Origin of the sequence: Xanthomonas sp. NCPPB 4037 (assembly GCF_041475695.2) — a bacterium.
GTDB lineage: Bacteria > Pseudomonadota > Gammaproteobacteria > Xanthomonadales > Xanthomonadaceae > Xanthomonas > Xanthomonas campestris.
Window position 1 is genome coordinate 1,155,035 of the sequence record NZ_CM191261.1, and the last position, 15,338, is coordinate 1,170,372.

Below are 15,338 nucleotides of genomic sequence, written 5' to 3' on the forward strand. Positions count from 1 at the left end.
TCGACCATGGCACGTTCACTTAAGAAGGGCCCGTTCGTCGATCACCACCTTGCAAAGAAGGTGGAGTCCGCTGCGGGTAGCAAGAAGCCGATCAAGACCTGGTCGCGCCGTTCGATGATCCTGCCGGAAATGGTAGGCATCACCATCGCCGTGCATAACGGTAAGAACCACATTCCGGTGCTCGTCAACGAGAATATGGTCGGCCACAAGCTCGGCGAATTTGCCGTCACCCGGACCTTCAAGGGTCACGGTGGCGACAAGAAGTCGAGCAGGTAAGGAGAGATGACGATGGAAGCGAAAGCAATCCTGCGCACCGCGCGCATCTCCCCGCAGAAGGCCCGCCTGGTCGCTGACCAGGTGCGTGGACTGTCCGCCGAACGTGCGGTCAATCTGCTGAAGTTTTCGGACAAAAAGGCTGCACACCTGATCAAAAAGGTCGTGGAGTCGGCAATTGCCAATGCCGAAAACAATCAGGGCGCGGATGTCGACGAGCTGAAGGTCAAGACCATCATGGTTGATGAAGGTCCCTCCCTGAAGCGTTTCATGGCGCGGGCGAAAGGCCGCGGTACCCGCATCCTCAAGCGCACCAGCCACATCACTGTGGTTGTGGGCGCCGCCAAGTAAGCGGAAAGGAAAAGACCATGGGTCATAAAGTTCATCCGACTGGAATCCGCCTCGGCATCGCCAAGGACTGGAATTCCAAGTGGTACGCAAGCAAGGCCGACTTCGCCGCTTATCTGGCAGCCGACCTGAAAGTGCGTGAAATGCTGCGCAAGAAGCTCGCGCAGGCAGGCATCAGCAAGATCTTGATCGAGCGCCCTGCCAAAACCGCCCGCGTGACGATCCACACTGCCCGTCCGGGCGTGGTGATCGGCAAGCGTGGTGAGGACATCGAAAAGCTGCGTAAGGAAGTGAGCGAGATGATGGGCGTTCCTGCCCACATCAACGTCACCGAAGTGCGCAAGCCGGAGCTGGACGCGCAGCTGGTCGCCGAGTCGATCGCGCAGCAGCTGGAGCGTCGCATCATGTTCCGCCGTGCAATGAAGCGCTCGGTCGGTAATGCGATGCGCCTGGGTGCTCTGGGCATCAAGGTCAATGTGGCTGGCCGCCTCAACGGTGCAGAAATTGCCCGTTCGGAGTGGTACCGCGAAGGCCGCGTGCCGCTGCACACGCTACGTGCCGACATCGATTACGGTTTTGCCGAGGCGTCCACGACGTACGGCATCATCGGCATCAAGGTCTGGATCTATAAGGGCGAGGTCTTTGACTTCTCCCAGGTTGGCCAGGAGAAGCAGGACGACAGCCCGCGCAACGATCGTAACGATCGCGGCGACCGTGGTGACCGTCCTTCGCGCCCGGCTCGTGAAGCGAGGTAACGGCAATGTTGCAACCCAAGCGAACCAAATATCGCAAGATGCACAAGGGCCGCAATGACGGCCTGGCATGGAGCGGAAACGCCGTCAGCTTCGGCGAATACGGCCTCAAGGCCACTGCGCACGGTCAGCTGACCGCGCGTCAGATCGAAGCCGCCCGCCGTACGATCAGTCGTCACGTCAAAAAGGGCGGCAAGATGTGGATCCGTGTGTTCCCCGACAAGCCGATCACCAAGAAGCCGATCGAAGTCCGCATGGGCTCCGGTAAGGGCAACGTGGAGTACTGGGTCGCGCAGATTCAGCCGGGCCGCATGATCTATGAAATCGAGGGTATTCCCGAAGACATCGCACGTGAGGCGTTCCGCCTTGCCGCCGCGAAGCTTTCGGTGACCACCACTTTCGTGACCCGGACGGTGCGCTGATGGATATCAAACAACTCCGCGAGAAGTCGGCTGACGAACTGAAGGCCCACCTGACCGATCTGCGTAAGGAGCAATTCTCGCTCCGTATGCAGCAGGTCACCGGCCAGCTGCCGAAGACCCACGAAACCCGCCGGGTGCGCCGCGAGATTGCTCGCGTCAAGCACCTGCTCGGCAGCACCCAGTAAGGATGGCCGCGATGAGCGACAACAACGAAAAGCAAACGCTGCGCACGGTCGAAGGCCGTGTCGTCAGCAACAAGATGGACAAGACGGTCACCGTGTTGGTGGAGCGCCAGGTCAAGCACCCGTTGTACGGTAAGTACATCAAGCGCTCGTCCAAGCTGCACGCACACGACGCCGACAATGCCTGCAACGAAGGTGATGTCGTGCGCGTGACTGAAATTGCGCCAATGTCCAAGACCAAGAACTGGCGGGTGGTCGAAATCGTCACCCGTGCGGCCGTCTAAGGGAGATCTGAATCATGATCCAGATGCAGAGCTACCTCGATGTGGCCGACAATTCGGGTGCCAAGGAAGTGATGTGCATCAAGGTGCTGGGTGGCTCTAAGCGCCGCTACGCACACATCGGTGACATCATCAAGGTGACCGTCAAGGACGCCATCCCGCGTGGCAAGGTCAAGAAGGGCGAAGTCTACGACGCCGTCGTGGTGCGTACCCGCAAGGGTGTGCGCCGTCCCGACGGTTCGCTGATCCGCTTCGACGGCAATGCCGCTGTGCTGTTGAACAACAAGCAGGAGCCGATCGGGACCCGCATCTTCGGGCCGGTGACGCGCGAGCTGCGTTCCGAGAAGTTCATGAAGATCGTCTCGCTCGCTCCCGAAGTGCTGTGAGCGGAGGACATACACATGGCTAACCGTATCAAGAAGGGCGACCAGGTCGTCATCAACACCGGCAAGGACAAGGGTAAGCAGGGTGAAGTGGTGCGTGTGGAGGGCGATCGCGTGATCGTCTCCAACGCCAACGTCATCAAGCGCCATACCAAGCCGAACCCGCAGGCGGGTGTCGCCGGCGGCGTGGTCGAGCGTGAAGCGTCGATCCATATCTCCAACGTCAATATCGTCAACCCGGCAACGGGCAAGGGCGAGCGCGTTGGCTTCAAGGTGCTGGAGGATGGACGCAAATTGCGTGTGTTCCGCTCCAGCGGTGAGGCGCTCGACGCCTGAGGAATGAGATCATGAACACTCGTCTCGAAAAGTTTTACAAGGAAAACGTGGTGCCGGCCCTGATGAAGGAATTCGGCTACACCAATCCGATGGAAGTGCCGAAGCTGGTCAAGGTCACGCTCAACATGGGCGTGGGTGAAGCGGCAACCAACAAGAAGATCCTGGAAAATGCGGTCGCCGACATGTCCAAGATTTCCGGTCAAAAGCCGGTTGTCACCAAGTCGCGCGTTTCGGTCGCATCGTTCAAGATCCGCGACGGTTGGCCGATCGGCTGCAAGACCACGTTGCGTCGCGCCAAGATGTACGAGTTTTTGGACCGTCTGATCAACATCTCGTTGCCGCGCGTGCGCGACTTCCGTGGTGTGTCGGGACGCTCCTTTGACGGTCGTGGCAATTTCAACATGGGTGTGAAGGAACAGATCATCTTCCCGGAAATCGACTTCGACGCCGTCGACGCGATTCGCGGTATGGATATCGCCATCACCACCACCGCCAAGACGGATGCGGAAGCGAAGGCGCTGCTGGCAGCGTTCAAGTTCCCGTTCCGTAACTGACCGTCGAGGACATCCGAAATGGCAAAGACCTCCATGATCCACCGCGACATCAAGCGGGCAAAGCTGGCAAAGAAGTTCGCCAGCAAGCGTGATGCGCTGAAGAAGATCCTCTCCAGTCAGGATGCGTCCTACGAAGAGAAGATCGATGCGTCGACCAAGTTGCAGAAGCTGCCGCGCGATTCGTCGCCGAGCCGCCACCGCAACCGTTGCGAGTTGTCCGGTCGTCCGCGCGGTGTCTACCGCAAGTTCGGTCTGGGTCGCAACATGCTGCGCAAGGCAACCATGAACGGTGACGTTCCGGGTCTGCGCAAGGCCAGCTGGTAATCGCAATTCGGCCGCTCGCGGCCGGTTGGAACAGGTTTGTTCTGTTCAACAACGGAGTCCGGCGCAAGTCGGGCTCTTTTGTCGTATACTTCCGCTTCTGTCTTGCCCGTGAGGGTGGGGTGAAGCGTTCAAGGGTCCTGGCCCATCCCCAGGAAAACACAAGATTTTCGCGAAAGCGGATATCGGTGCACTCAAAGGTACTCATATGAGCATGACTGATCCCATCGCCGACCTGCTGGTTCGCATCAAGAATGCGGCCGCGGTTGGTAAGCAGACGGTGAAATTGCCGTCATCCAAGATCAAGGTTGCGATCGCCCAAGTCCTGAAGGACGAGGGTTACATCACCGACCTGCGCGTGACAGCGACCGAGAACAACAAGTCGGAGCTGGAAATCGTGCTGAAGTATTTCGAAGGCCGTCCGGTCATCGAGACCCTGAAGCGTTTCTCGCGCTCGGGTCTGCGCCAGTACCGTGGCAAGACCGAACTGCCCAAGGTCCTGGGTGGCCTGGGTATCGCCATCATCTCCACGTCGAAGGGCATCATGACCGATGCGCAGGCTCGCGAAGCCGGCGTTGGTGGTGAAGTCCTGTGCTTCGTGGCCTAAGGGAAGGAATCGAACATGTCCCGTGTAGCCAAGAAGCCTGTGTCCCTTCCGAAGGGTGTTGAGCTCAACGTCCAGCCCGAGCTGATCAGCGTCAAGGGCCCGAAGGGCACCCTGACCCTGCAGAAGCCGGTCGGCGTTGAAATCGCCATCGATGGCGACGTTGCAACCCTGTCGGCCAATGATCCGTCGCAGATCGCCATCACCGGCACCGTGCGCGCGATTCTCGCCAACATGATCAAGGGCGTTTCCGAAGGTTTCGAGCGCAAGCTCGAGCTGGTGGGCGTCGGTTATCGTGCCGCCATGCAGGGCAAGGATCTGAGCCTGGCGCTCGGCTTCTCGCACCCGCTGGTGTTCGTGGCGCCGGAAGGCATCACGCTGTCGACCCCGACCCAGACCGAAATTCTGGTCCAGGGCGCCGACAAGCAGCGCGTCGGCGAAGTCGCCGCCAAGATCCGCGGTTTCCGTCCGCCGGAGCCCTATAAGGGCAAGGGTGTGAAGTACGCCGGTGAAGTCATCATTCGCAAGGAAGCCAAGAAGGCTTAATGCAGGTCGTTCTGCGAGTCCGGCCACGCGTGGTCGGGTTCGTGCCGAAGCCTGTTTCCTTCAGCTTTCATAGGATTAAACCATGAGCATCAACAAGAACATTGCCCGTCTGCGTCGCGCCAAGTCCACCCGCGCGCACATCCGCGAACTGGGCGTCGCCCGTCTGTCGGTGCTGCGCACCGGTCAGCACCTGTATGCGCAGGTCTTCACTGCCGACGGTTCCAAGGTGATCGCAGCCGCGAACACCCTGCAGGCCGACGTCAAGGACGGCTTGAAGAACGGCAAGAACAGCGAAGCCGCCGTCAAGGTTGGCAAGCTGATCGCCGAGCGCGCCAAGGCTGCCGGCATCGAGAAGGTCGCATTCGACCGCTCGGGCTACCGCTACCACGGCCGCATCAAGGCGCTTGCCGATGCAGCCCGCGAAGGCGGCCTGCAGTTCTAAAGTACTGCTGTGGAGGCGACCTTGCGTCGTCTCCACGTCCACCGCCGGCAGGGTCTGCCGGGCCGTCCCATTCTTCTGCAATGGCGCCGGGAACACCGCTGTATTCCACAACCATAAGCGGCCTCGAGCCGTACATACTTAATCACTCAAGGAATCAAGATGGCAGAAGAACGTGCACCGCGGGGTCGTGATCGCGACCGTAACCGCGAAGAGAAAGTCGACGACGGCATGATCGAGAAGCTGGTCGCGGTCAATCGCGTCAGCAAGACCGTCAAGGGCGGTCGCCAGTTCACCTTCACCGCGCTGACCGTGGTCGGCGATGGTTTGGGCAAGGTCGGTTTCGGTTATGGCAAGGCGCGCGAAGTGCCGGTCGCTATCCAGAAGTCGATGGAGCAGGCGCGCAAGAACCTGGCTACGGTTGATCTGAACAACGGCACCTTGTGGCATGCCGTCAAGTCCGGTCACGGCGCAGCCCGCGTCTACATGCAGCCGGCGTCGGAAGGTACGGGCGTCATCGCAGGCGGCGCCATGCGCGCTGTGCTGGAAGCGGTCGGCGTCAAGAACGTGCTGGCCAAGGCGGTTGGTTCGCGTAATCCGATCAACCTGGTCCGTGCAACCCTGAAGGGTTTGTCGGAAGTGCAGTCGCCGGCGCGTGTTGCGGCCAAGCGCGGCAAGAAGGTGGAGGAGCTCAACCATGGCTAAGGACACCAATAAGACCGTGAAGGTGCGCCTGGTGCGTGGCCTGCGTGGAACCCAGTCGCGTCACCGCCTGTCGGTGCGTGCCCTGGGCCTGAATAAGCTCAACGATGTGCGTGAACTGAAGGACAGCCCGCAGGTTCGCGGCCTGATCAATACGGTTCACTACCTCGTCCAGGTTGAGGAGTAATCCCATGACTTTGCGTCTCAATGACCTCAAGCCCGCCGACGGCGCCCGTACCGAACGCACCCGCGTCGGCCGCGGCATCGGTTCGGGCCTGGGCAAGACCGCTGGTCGCGGTCACAAGGGTTCGTTCGCTCGTAAGGGCGGCGGCAAGATCAAGGCCGGTTTCGAAGGCGGCCAGACCCCGATGCAGCGTCGTCTGCCGAAGATCGGCTTCCGCTCCAAGATGGCGCGCGACACTGCTGAAGTGTTGTCGTACCAGTTGGACAAGCTGGATGCCGGTGATGTCGACTTCGCAGCACTGCGCGCGGCCAATCTGGTCCCGAGCCGTGCCAAGAAGGCGAAGATCGTGCTGAAGGGCGAGCTGAGCAAGAAGTTCGTGCTGAAGGGCGTTGCGGCAACCGCAGGCGCCAAGGCAGCAATCGAAGCTGCCGGCGGCAGCGTAGAGGAGTAATCGGCAGATGGCGCAGGCTGGCATTGGTAACCTCGGTGGCGGGCTTGGCAAGTTCACGGAACTTCGCCAGCGGCTGTTGTTCGTCCTCGGGGCATTGATCGTCTATCGCATCGGCTGCTACGTGCCGGTGCCTGGCGTGAATCCCGATGCCATGCTTTCGTTGATGCAGGCGCAGGGCGGCGGCATCGTGGACATGTTCAACATGTTCTCGGGCGGCGCCCTGCACCGTTTCAGCATTTTTGCGCTGAACGTGATGCCGTACATTTCGGCATCGATCGTGATCCAGTTGGCCACGCACATCTTTCCCGCCCTGAAGGCGATGCAGAAGGAAGGCGAGTCCGGCCGACGCAAGATCACCCAATATTCGCGCATCGGTGCGGTGCTTCTGGCAGTGGTGCAGGGCGGCAGTATTGCGCTCGCGCTGCAGAACCAGACCGCTCCTGGTGGCGCTCCGGTGGTGTACGCCCCGGGTATGGGCTTTGTGCTCACCGCAGTGATTGCACTGACCGCTGGCACTATCTTTCTGATGTGGGTTGGCGAGCAGGTCACCGAGCGCGGCATCGGTAACGGTGTGTCGCTGATCATCTTTGCCGGCATCGTGGCAGGGCTGCCGTCGGCGGCGATCCAGACCGTCGAAGCGTTCCGCGAAGGCAACCTGAGCTTCATTTCGCTGCTGTTGATCGTCATTACGATCCTGGCATTTACGCTGTTCGTGGTGTTCGTCGAGCGTGGGCAGCGGCGCATTACGGTGAACTATGCGCGTCGCCAGGGTGGCCGTAACGCGTACATGAATCAGACCTCGTTCCTGCCGCTCAAGCTCAACATGGCCGGCGTGATTCCGCCGATCTTTGCATCCAGCATCCTGGCGTTCCCCGCCACGTTGTCGATGTGGTCGGGTCAGGCTGCCTCCGGCAGTGGCGTGGGTTCGTGGTTGCAGCGCATTGCCAACGCCCTGGGCCCTGGTGAGCCGGTGCACATGCTGGTGTTTGCGGCGCTGATTATTGGTTTCGCGTTCTTCTACACCGCGCTGGTCTTCAACTCGCAGGAAACCGCCGACAACCTCAAGAAGTCGGGAGCGTTGATTCCGGGTATCCGGCCGGGCAAGGCCACTGCCGACTATGTCGACGGCGTGCTCACCCGTCTGACTGCCGCCGGTTCGCTATACCTGGTGATCGTCTGCCTGCTGCCGGAAATCATGCGCACCCAACTCGGCACATCATTCCACTTCGGTGGCACCTCGTTGTTGATTGCGGTGGTGGTGGTGATGGACTTCATTGCGCAGATCCAGGCGCATCTGATGTCGCACCAGTATGAGAGCCTGCTGAAGAAGGCCAACCTCAAGGGCGGCTCGCGCGGCGGTCTGGCGCGCGGTTAAGTGGTACACTAGTTCTTCATTACGTGAAGACGGCCTGGTTCCCGGGCCACGATCTTCCGATCAGAAGGGCGGCTCGCGCGACGTCTCGCGCGCGGGTGTGACGGGGTGGTCCTGTGCGGGAGTAGCACAGGCGATTCGGAGCAGTTTTCTGGATCAACACCGTCCGGCGCCGGAGCGAGGGCACACTCCCCACGCCGGGTCCATGGAACTTTTGGTTCCACGGGCTTCAAAGCAATCCGAGGCCTTGCTACAATTCCGAGTTCACTTTTGATCCATCCTGCCGGATGGCGCCTGGGCGCTGTCGGGCCATCACTCAGTTGGAGAATCGCGTCATGGCGCGTATTGCAGGCGTCAACCTGCCAGCCCAGAAGCACGTCTGGGTCGGGTTGCAAAGCATCTACGGCATCGGCCGTACCCGTTCTAAGAAGCTCTGCGAATCCGCAGGCGTCACCTCGACCACGAAGATTCGTGATCTGTCCGAACCCGAAATCGAGCGCCTGCGCGCCGAAGTCGGCAAGTATGTCGTCGAAGGCGACCTGCGCCGCGAAATCGGTATCGCGATCAAGCGACTGATGGATCTGGGCTGCTATCGCGGTCTGCGTCATCGCCGTGGTCTCCCGCTGCGTGGCCAGCGTACCCGTACCAACGCCCGCACCCGTAAGGGTCCGCGCAAGGCGATCAGGAAGTAAGGGATAGATCATGGCAAAGCCAGCAGAAAAGAAAACGAAGAAGAAGATCAAGCGCGTCATCACCGACGGCGTCGCTCACGTCCACGCTTCGTTCAACAACACCATCGTCACCATCACCGATCGCCAGGGTAATGCGCTGTCGTGGGCTACGTCCGGCGGCGCCGGTTTCCGTGGTTCGCGCAAGTCGACCCCGTTCGCTGCTCAGGTTGCCGCCGAAAAGGCTGGCCGCGCTGCGCTCGACTACGGCGTGAAGTCGCTGGAAGTGCGTATCAAGGGTCCGGGTCCGGGCCGTGAGTCGGCCGTGCGTTCGTTGAACAACGTGGGCTACAAGATCACCAACATCATCGACGTGACGCCAATCCCGCACAACGGGTGCCGTCCGCCGAAGAAGCGTCGCGTCTAAAGGGAGCGATAAGAAATGGCTCGTTATATCGGTCCTACCTGTAAGCTCGCGCGCCGTGAAGGCGCCGACCTTTCCCTCAAGAGCCCGGCGCGTGCGCTGGACTCCAAGTGCAAGCTTGAGCAGAAGCCCGGCCAGCACGGCGCGGCTCGCAAGGGCAAGCTCTCCGACTACGCTACCCAGCTGCGTGAAAAGCAGAAGGTAAAGCGCATCTACGGTTTGCTGGAGCGTCAGTTCCGCAACTACTACAAGAAGGCCTCGACCAAGAAGGGCAACACCGGCGAGAACCTGCTGCAGTTGCTGGAAACCCGTCTGGACAACGTCTGCTACCGCATGGGCTTTGCCGTCACCCGTCCGGCCGCGCGCCAGCTGGTGTCGCACCGTGGCGTGCTGGTCAATGGCAAGTCGGTGAATCTGGCCTCGTACCAGATCAAGGCTGGCGATGCGATCACGCTGTCGGAAAAGGCACAGAAGCAGCTCCGCGTGCAGGAAGCCCTGACCGTGGCTGAGCAGCACGACATGACACCGTCGTGGGTCGAAGTCGATTCGAAGAAGTTCAGCGGCGTGTTCAAGGCCGTTCCGGATCGCGCCGACCTGCCTTCGGATATCAACGAAGCGCTGATCGTCGAGTTGTATTCGAAGTAATTCACATTGGAGAGCTTCCGGCACCGCCGGAGGTTCGCAGGAGACCCCGCAACATGACGGTTACCGCCAACCAGGTTCTGCGCCCCCGCGGTCCGCAGATCGAACGTCTTACCGACAACCGCGCAAAGGTCGTAATCGAGCCGTTGGAGCGCGGTTACGGGCACACGCTGGGCAATGCCCTGCGTCGTGTGCTGTTGTCGTCGATCCCCGGTTTTGCGATCACCGAGGTCGAGATCGACGGCGTGCTGCATGAGTACACCACGGTCGAAGGGCTGCAGGAAGACGTGCTTGACGTCCTGCTCAACCTGAAGGATGTGGCAATCCGGATGCACAGTGGCGATAGCGCCACGCTGTCGTTGTCCAAGCAGGGTCCGGGTACGGTCACTGCGGCCGACATCAGGACCGATCACAACGTTGAGATCATCAACGGCGACCACGTGATCTGCCACCTGACCAAGGACACGGCGCTGAACATGCGCCTGAAGATCGAGCGTGGTTTCGGCTATCAGCCGGCTGCCGCGCGTCGTCGTCCGGACGAAGAGACCCGCACCATCGGTCGTCTGATGCTGGATGCGTCGTTCTCGCCCGTGCGTCGCGTTGCCTATGCCGTGGAAGCTGCACGCGTTGAACAGCGTACCGACCTCGACAAGCTGGTCATCGATATCGAAACCAATGGCACGATCGATGCCGAGGAAGCCGTGCGCACCGCCGCCGACATCCTTAGCGATCAGCTGTCGGTGTTCGGCGATTTCACCCACCGCGATCGCGGTGCGGCCAAGCCGGCTGCCAGCGGCGTGGATCCGGTGCTGCTGCGCCCGATCGACGACCTCGAGCTGACCGTGCGTTCGGCCAACTGCCTGAAGGCTGAGAGCATCTATTACATCGGCGATCTGATCCAGAAAACCGAAGTCGAGCTGCTCAAGACCCCGAATCTGGGCAAGAAGTCGCTGACCGAAATCAAGGAAGTGCTGGCACAGCGCGGCCTTGCACTGGGTATGAAGCTGGAGAACTGGCCGCCGGCCGGTGTCGCTCAGCACGGCATGCTTGGTTAATGCAACACCGCATGGGCGTCTTCGGGCGCCCATGCTTTTTCACATCGACGGGCCAAAGCCCGCGGTGACACCCGGTCAAGGACAACCGGTTCGGACCAACCGCAGTCCATTCAACAGCGCCAGGATGGCGACAACGTTTCTCAGTAGTCTCAACATTCCATAGGAAATCACACTCATGCGTCACCAGAAATCCGGTCGTAAGTTCAACCGCACCAGCGCGCACCGCGAGGCCATGTTCCGCAACATGGCAGCCTCGCTGTTCAAGCACGAGCTGATCAAGACCACCTTGCCGAAGGCCAAGGAACTGCGTCGCGTTGCCGAGCCGCTGATCACCATCGGCAAGGTCGATGGCGTTGCAAACCGTCGTCTGGCGTTCGCCCGCCTGCGCGACAAGGAAGCCGTGGGCAAGCTGTTCGTCGAGCTGGGCCCGCGTTACGCGACCCGTCCCGGCGGCTACCTGCGCATCCTGAAGGCTGGCTTCCGTGCCGGTGACAATGCGCCGATGGCGTATGTGGAACTGGTCGACCGTCCGGTCGTCGCCGAGGAAGTGTCCGAGTAATCGGATCGTCTCGTCGCAAAGATTCTTGAAGGAGCCCGGCCCATGCCGGGCTTTTTCGTTGTGGACCAGCGTTGGGGTGTGTGCTGGCTTGCAGGCGCTGGGATGACAGTGTCGGCCGGTGCGCGGAAGGTGCGGCATCTGGACATCCGTAACGTCCACCATGGACTGCGGCCATTGAAGAGCGCGCTGATGCCATCGCAGTAGCGATGCCGTCCTGGCCTGTTCACGCGCACCCGGCGCTGCTGTCCACACCACCGGCGCACGCCATCTGCTTGCCCCGGGTGCGGATCCGAAAGGACGTAAGCGGCGATGGCCGATAACCTCATTCACTTCAGCTGTAGAGCTGTGTTCTGGTAGTGCCCCAGCGCCTGTATCAGACGGCTCACGCCCCCGTCATTAGCGATGCTGCCGCGCGTCGCCACCAGCGGATCCGGTGCCAGGTTGCTCTGGTCGAAGGCGGCGCGCGGTTGCAGGCAATCAAGCGAAGCAGGTGTCAGTTACGCGCAGCATCGGCGCGGATTGACGCAGCGGCCCCGAGCATGCGTGGTCAGCGGGCCGGGGATGGCAGATAATCCGCATCTTGGTCCTTGGCAAGCGGTAACGATGAATCCATTCCGTTGGGGTTTTCGGGCGCAATTCCTGTTGGGCTTTCTGGCCTGTGCCGGCTTGCTGGCCTATGCGATCTACGTGCAGCTGCATCTGGGCCTGGAACCGTGCCCGCTGTGCATTTTCCAGCGCATCGCGTTCGCCGCACTGGCCCTGCTGTTCCTGCTGGGCGCCTTACATGGCCCACGTGGGGCCGGTGGGCGCAAGGCGTATGGCGTGCTGGCCTTCATTGCTGCCGGCGTGGGCATGGGCATTGCGGCGCGGCATGTGTGGGTGCAGATCCGTCCCAAGGACATGATGTCCTCGTGTGGACCGCCGCTGAGTTTTCTGAGCGAAACGATGGGCCCGTTCGAAGTGTTCCGCACGGTGCTGACCGGCACCGGTGACTGCGGCAATATCGACTGGCGCTTTCTGGGGCTGAGCATGCCGATGTGGAGCATGGTCTGGTTTGTCGGCCTGGCCCTGTGGGCCTTGTATGCGGGCTTCAAGCACCGCGGCCCGCGCAAGTTGTTCTGATGGGTCCGGCTGCGGCCGGCGTCTGCGATCTTCTGGAGTACACGATGTCCGCTTCTTCCCCCTCGACCGACCACCAGCCGGACGCCTGGTCGCCGCAAAGCTGGCGCCAGCGCACGGCGCTGCAGATGCCGACTTATCCGGACGCGGCGGCGCTTGAGCACACGCTCGATGAGCTGCGCCAATTGCCGCCGTTGGTGACGTCGTGGGAAATCTTCGCGCTCAAGCGCCAGCTGGCCGAAGCGCAGGAGGGCAAGCGCTTCCTGCTGCAGGGCGGCGACTGCGCGGAGAACTTCAGCGATTGCGAATCGGGCACCATCTCCAATCGCCTGAAGGTGCTGCTGCAAATGAGCCTGGTGCTGGTGCATGGCTTGCGTCTGCCGGTGGTGCGGGTGGGCCGGTTTGCAGGCCAGTACGCCAAGCCGCGTTCGGCCGATACCGAGACGCGCGATGGCGTAACGCTGCCGAGCTACCGCGGTGATGTGATCAACGCGCCGGCCTTCACCGAAGCCGCGCGCGTGCCCGATCCGCGGCGCATGATCACCGCGCATTCGCGCTCGGCGATGACGATGAATTTCGTGCGGGCGCTGATCGATGGCGGCTTCGCTGACCTACATCATCCCGAATACTGGAATCTGCAGTGGGTGGGTTATTCGCCGCTGGCGGCCGACTACCAGAAGATGGTGTCCTCGATCGGCGATGCAGTGCGCTTCATGGAGACGTTGTCGGGAGCGGAGGTCTACAACCTCAATCGCATCGACTTCTACACCTCGCACGAGGCTTTGCTGCTGCCCTACGAAGAAGGTCTGACCCGGCAGGTGCCGCGCCAATGGGGTTGGTTCAACCTCAGTACGCATTACCCGTGGATCGGCATGCGTACAGCAGCGCTGGACGGCGCGCATGTGGAATATCTGCGCGGCGTGCGCAATCCGATTGCGATCAAGGTGGGGCCGTCGGTCCAGCCGGATCAGTTGCTGCGTTTGATGGATGTGCTCAATCCCGAAGACGAGCCTGGCCGCCTGAGCTTCATTCACCGCATGGGCGCCGCACAGATTGCCGAGAAATTGCCGCCGCTGCTGGATGCGGTCAAGCGCGACGGCCGGCGCGTGCTGTGGGTGTGCGATGCGATGCATGGCAATACCGAAAGCACCGGCAACGGCTACAAGACGCGGCGGTTCGACAACATCCGTAGCGAGGTGGAACTGTCGTTCGACCTGCATGCCGCCGCAGGTACGCGCTTGGGCGGGGTGCATCTGGAATTGACCGGCGAAGATGTCACCGAGTGCACCGGTGGCGCGCGTGAGCTGACCGAACGCGACCTCGAACGTGCGTACCGGTCCAGCGTGGATCCGCGCCTGAATTACGAGCAGTCGCTGGAGATCGCCATGGCGATCGTACGCAAGCAGCAACAGGTGGCCGCGCAGCCGCTGGGCGGCTAAACGCGCGTGCGCATGACGTGATGCTCATGCCGCTTGCGGCATGCTCCTGCAGCCATCCCTCTTTCCCCCCACAGGAGGAACGGTTTGACTGCCGATTGGAACGTCATTCGCGAATACGCCATCCCGCTAGGTGCTGCACTGCTGGCGGGGCTGGTGGCCTGGTCATTGCTGCTGTGGCTGTTCCGCCGCATGCAGGGCCGCGACTATCGCCGCGCACGCATCATCCGCGTGATCACCTTGCCGGCGGCCTTCATCCTGCCGCTGCTGTTTCTCAGCGTTGCGACCGAAGCCACGCCGTTGTCGGAAAAGGCGCTGGCCGCCGTGCAGCACCTGTTGCACGTGGGCATCGTCGGCTGTGTGACCTGGCTGCTGGTGCGCGCGGTGGCTGCCGGCGAGGCGGCGATCCTGCGCAGCAACCCGATCGAGGTGGCCGACAACCTCACTGCCCGACGCATCCAGACGCAGACGCGCGTGCTGAGCCGGGTGGTGATGGGGGCGGTGATCCTGCTCGGTATCTCGGTGGTGCTGCTTGGCTTTGAGCAGGTGCGCCAGATTGGCAAGACGCTGCTGGCCTCGGCGGGCATCATTGGCCTGGTGGCCGGTATCGCGGCCAAGCCGGTGTTCGGCAACCTGATCGCCGGTTTGCAGATCGCGCTGACGCAGCCGATCCGCCTGGACGATGTAGTGATTGTGGAAGGCGAATGGGGGCGGATCGAGGAGATCGGCAGCTCTTATGTGGTGGTGCGCATCTGGGATGAGCGGCGCATGGTGGTGCCGCTGACCTGGTTCATCGAGAACCCGTTCCAGAACTGGACCCGTGCCAGCGCCGACCTGCTGGGTACCGCGTTCCTGTGGCTGGATTACCGCACGCCGATCGCCGCGGTGCGCGCAGAGCTGGAGCGTATCTGCCACAGCGAACCGCTATGGGACGGGCGTGTCTGCGTCACCCAGATCACCGATACCAGCGACAACACCATCCAGGTGCGCCTGCTGGTGAGTGCGCGTAATTCCGGCGACGCGTTCGACCTGCGCTGCCTGGTGCGCGAGCGCATGATCGATTTCCTGACCCGCGAGCACGCCTACGCGTTGCCCAGGATCCGTGCCGAAATTACCGGCGAAGAAAAGCCCGCGTCCCGTGCGCCGCAGCCGATCGCGCCGGAAAGCGTGCGCTCGCCGGGAGCGGAAGACGGCGAGCCCGCAGCATCGATTTAGCGCTGGCTGCGAAGGCGCTTGGCCGCGGCGGTATGCGCTGGCGGCCAATCGGTTCGCGATGCTGCGCACC

The 15,338-nt window shown here is 61.8% G+C and carries 25 protein-coding genes; all 25 read left to right on the plus strand.

Translation table 11 applies throughout. The features are described from left to right. Positions 1–6 precede the first annotated feature (6 nt). Positions 7–276, plus strand: a complete 270-nt coding sequence (gene rpsS / locus ACCQ01_RS05130) for a 30S ribosomal protein S19 (protein ID WP_005993369.1) — start codon at positions 7–9, stop codon at positions 274–276. Between the two features lie 12 nt (positions 277–288). Beyond that, the gene (gene rplV / locus ACCQ01_RS05135; protein WP_003486710.1) at positions 289–624 is read left to right on the plus strand and encodes a 50S ribosomal protein L22; all 336 of its coding nucleotides are present in this window, start codon (positions 289–291) and stop codon (positions 622–624) included. Between the two features lie 17 nt (positions 625–641). Beyond that, positions 642–1,376: a 30S ribosomal protein S3 gene (gene rpsC / locus ACCQ01_RS05140; protein WP_011036126.1), complete on the plus strand. Its 735-nt coding sequence runs from the start codon at positions 642–644 to the stop codon at positions 1,374–1,376. Positions 1,377–1,381: 5 nt separating this feature from the next. Further along, entirely contained in the window at positions 1,382–1,795 is a 414-nt protein-coding gene (gene rplP / locus ACCQ01_RS05145; protein ID WP_011036127.1) for a 50S ribosomal protein L16, read from the plus strand. Next, a complete protein-coding gene (gene rpmC / locus ACCQ01_RS05150; RefSeq protein ID WP_011036128.1) occupies positions 1,795–1,980 on the plus strand; it encodes a 50S ribosomal protein L29 in 186 nt (61 codons plus the stop codon). Before rplP ends, rpmC begins: the two co-directional genes overlap by 1 nt. An 11-nt stretch (positions 1,981–1,991) precedes the next feature. Continuing rightward, the gene (gene rpsQ / locus ACCQ01_RS05155) at positions 1,992–2,261 is read left to right on the plus strand and encodes a 30S ribosomal protein S17 (protein WP_011036129.1); all 270 of its coding nucleotides are present in this window, start codon (positions 1,992–1,994) and stop codon (positions 2,259–2,261) included. A 14-nt stretch (positions 2,262–2,275) separates the two neighbouring features. Beyond that, the gene (rplN, locus tag ACCQ01_RS05160; RefSeq protein WP_003486699.1) at positions 2,276–2,644 is read left to right on the plus strand and encodes a 50S ribosomal protein L14; all 369 of its coding nucleotides are present in this window, start codon (positions 2,276–2,278) and stop codon (positions 2,642–2,644) included. 15 nt (positions 2,645–2,659) lie between these two features. Next, positions 2,660–2,977, plus strand: coding sequence for a 50S ribosomal protein L24 (gene rplX, locus ACCQ01_RS05165; protein ID WP_008571669.1), 318 nt, complete (start codon positions 2,660–2,662; stop codon positions 2,975–2,977). An 11-nt stretch (positions 2,978–2,988) separates the two neighbouring features. Next, entirely contained in the window at positions 2,989–3,531 is a 543-nt protein-coding gene (rplE, locus tag ACCQ01_RS05170) for a 50S ribosomal protein L5 (RefSeq protein WP_010371090.1), read from the plus strand. Positions 3,532–3,549: 18 nt separating this feature from the next. Continuing rightward, a complete protein-coding gene (gene rpsN / locus ACCQ01_RS05175) occupies positions 3,550–3,855 on the plus strand; it encodes a 30S ribosomal protein S14 (protein WP_228431619.1) in 306 nt (101 codons plus the stop codon). Positions 3,856–4,060: 205 nt separating this feature from the next. Beyond that, positions 4,061–4,459 (plus strand): 30S ribosomal protein S8, encoded by a 399-nt coding sequence (rpsH, locus tag ACCQ01_RS05180; RefSeq protein ID WP_010371096.1) that lies wholly within the window; start codon positions 4,061–4,063, stop codon positions 4,457–4,459. A gap of 15 nt (positions 4,460–4,474) precedes the next feature. Beyond that, positions 4,475–5,002 carry a 50S ribosomal protein L6 gene (rplF, locus tag ACCQ01_RS05185; RefSeq protein ID WP_011036130.1) on the plus strand — a complete coding sequence of 176 codons (528 nt, stop codon included), beginning with the start codon at positions 4,475–4,477 and terminating at the stop codon, positions 5,000–5,002. Positions 5,003–5,084: 82 nt separating this feature from the next. Further along, on the plus strand, positions 5,085–5,444 hold the full coding sequence (rplR, locus tag ACCQ01_RS05190; RefSeq protein WP_076056378.1) for a 50S ribosomal protein L18: 360 nt from the start codon (positions 5,085–5,087) through the stop codon (positions 5,442–5,444). 159 nt (positions 5,445–5,603) lie between these two features. After that, complete coding sequence (gene rpsE, locus ACCQ01_RS05195) at positions 5,604–6,146, plus strand: 30S ribosomal protein S5 (protein WP_003486682.1); 543 nt, start codon at positions 5,604–5,606, stop codon at positions 6,144–6,146. Continuing rightward, entirely contained in the window at positions 6,139–6,330 is a 192-nt protein-coding gene (gene rpmD, locus ACCQ01_RS05200) for a 50S ribosomal protein L30 (RefSeq protein WP_031339952.1), read from the plus strand. The genes rpsE and rpmD overlap by 8 nt, the downstream gene beginning before the upstream one ends. Positions 6,331–6,334: 4 nt before the next feature. Beyond that, a complete protein-coding gene (gene rplO, locus ACCQ01_RS05205) occupies positions 6,335–6,778 on the plus strand; it encodes a 50S ribosomal protein L15 (protein ID WP_003486676.1) in 444 nt (147 codons plus the stop codon). 7 nt (positions 6,779–6,785) lie between these two features. After that, positions 6,786–8,153: a preprotein translocase subunit SecY gene (secY, locus tag ACCQ01_RS05210; protein ID WP_014506822.1), complete on the plus strand. Its 1,368-nt coding sequence runs from the start codon at positions 6,786–6,788 to the stop codon at positions 8,151–8,153. A 332-nt stretch (positions 8,154–8,485) separates the two neighbouring features. Next, a complete protein-coding gene (gene rpsM / locus ACCQ01_RS05215; RefSeq protein WP_003486672.1) occupies positions 8,486–8,842 on the plus strand; it encodes a 30S ribosomal protein S13 in 357 nt (118 codons plus the stop codon). 10 nt (positions 8,843–8,852) lie between these two features. Next, entirely contained in the window at positions 8,853–9,245 is a 393-nt protein-coding gene (rpsK, locus tag ACCQ01_RS05220) for a 30S ribosomal protein S11 (protein WP_003486671.1), read from the plus strand. Positions 9,246–9,260: 15 nt separating this feature from the next. Beyond that, entirely contained in the window at positions 9,261–9,887 is a 627-nt protein-coding gene (gene rpsD, locus ACCQ01_RS05225; protein ID WP_002811641.1) for a 30S ribosomal protein S4, read from the plus strand. Positions 9,888–9,940: 53 nt separating this feature from the next. Further along, positions 9,941–10,939, plus strand: a complete 999-nt coding sequence (locus ACCQ01_RS05230) for a DNA-directed RNA polymerase subunit alpha (protein ID WP_002811635.1) — start codon at positions 9,941–9,943, stop codon at positions 10,937–10,939. A gap of 175 nt (positions 10,940–11,114) precedes the next feature. Next, the gene (rplQ, locus tag ACCQ01_RS05235; RefSeq protein WP_011036134.1) at positions 11,115–11,498 is read left to right on the plus strand and encodes a 50S ribosomal protein L17; all 384 of its coding nucleotides are present in this window, start codon (positions 11,115–11,117) and stop codon (positions 11,496–11,498) included. 603 nt (positions 11,499–12,101) lie between these two features. Further along, positions 12,102–12,620 carry a disulfide bond formation protein B gene (locus ACCQ01_RS05240; RefSeq protein ID WP_014506823.1) on the plus strand — a complete coding sequence of 173 codons (519 nt, stop codon included), beginning with the start codon at positions 12,102–12,104 and terminating at the stop codon, positions 12,618–12,620. A 44-nt stretch (positions 12,621–12,664) separates the two neighbouring features. Continuing rightward, positions 12,665–14,056, plus strand: coding sequence for a class II 3-deoxy-7-phosphoheptulonate synthase (locus ACCQ01_RS05245; protein WP_040942381.1), 1,392 nt, complete (start codon positions 12,665–12,667; stop codon positions 14,054–14,056). Positions 14,057–14,140: 84 nt separating this feature from the next. Beyond that, complete coding sequence (locus tag ACCQ01_RS05250; RefSeq protein ID WP_042596265.1) at positions 14,141–15,268, plus strand: mechanosensitive ion channel family protein; 1,128 nt, start codon at positions 14,141–14,143, stop codon at positions 15,266–15,268. Positions 15,269–15,338 lie beyond the last annotated feature (70 nt).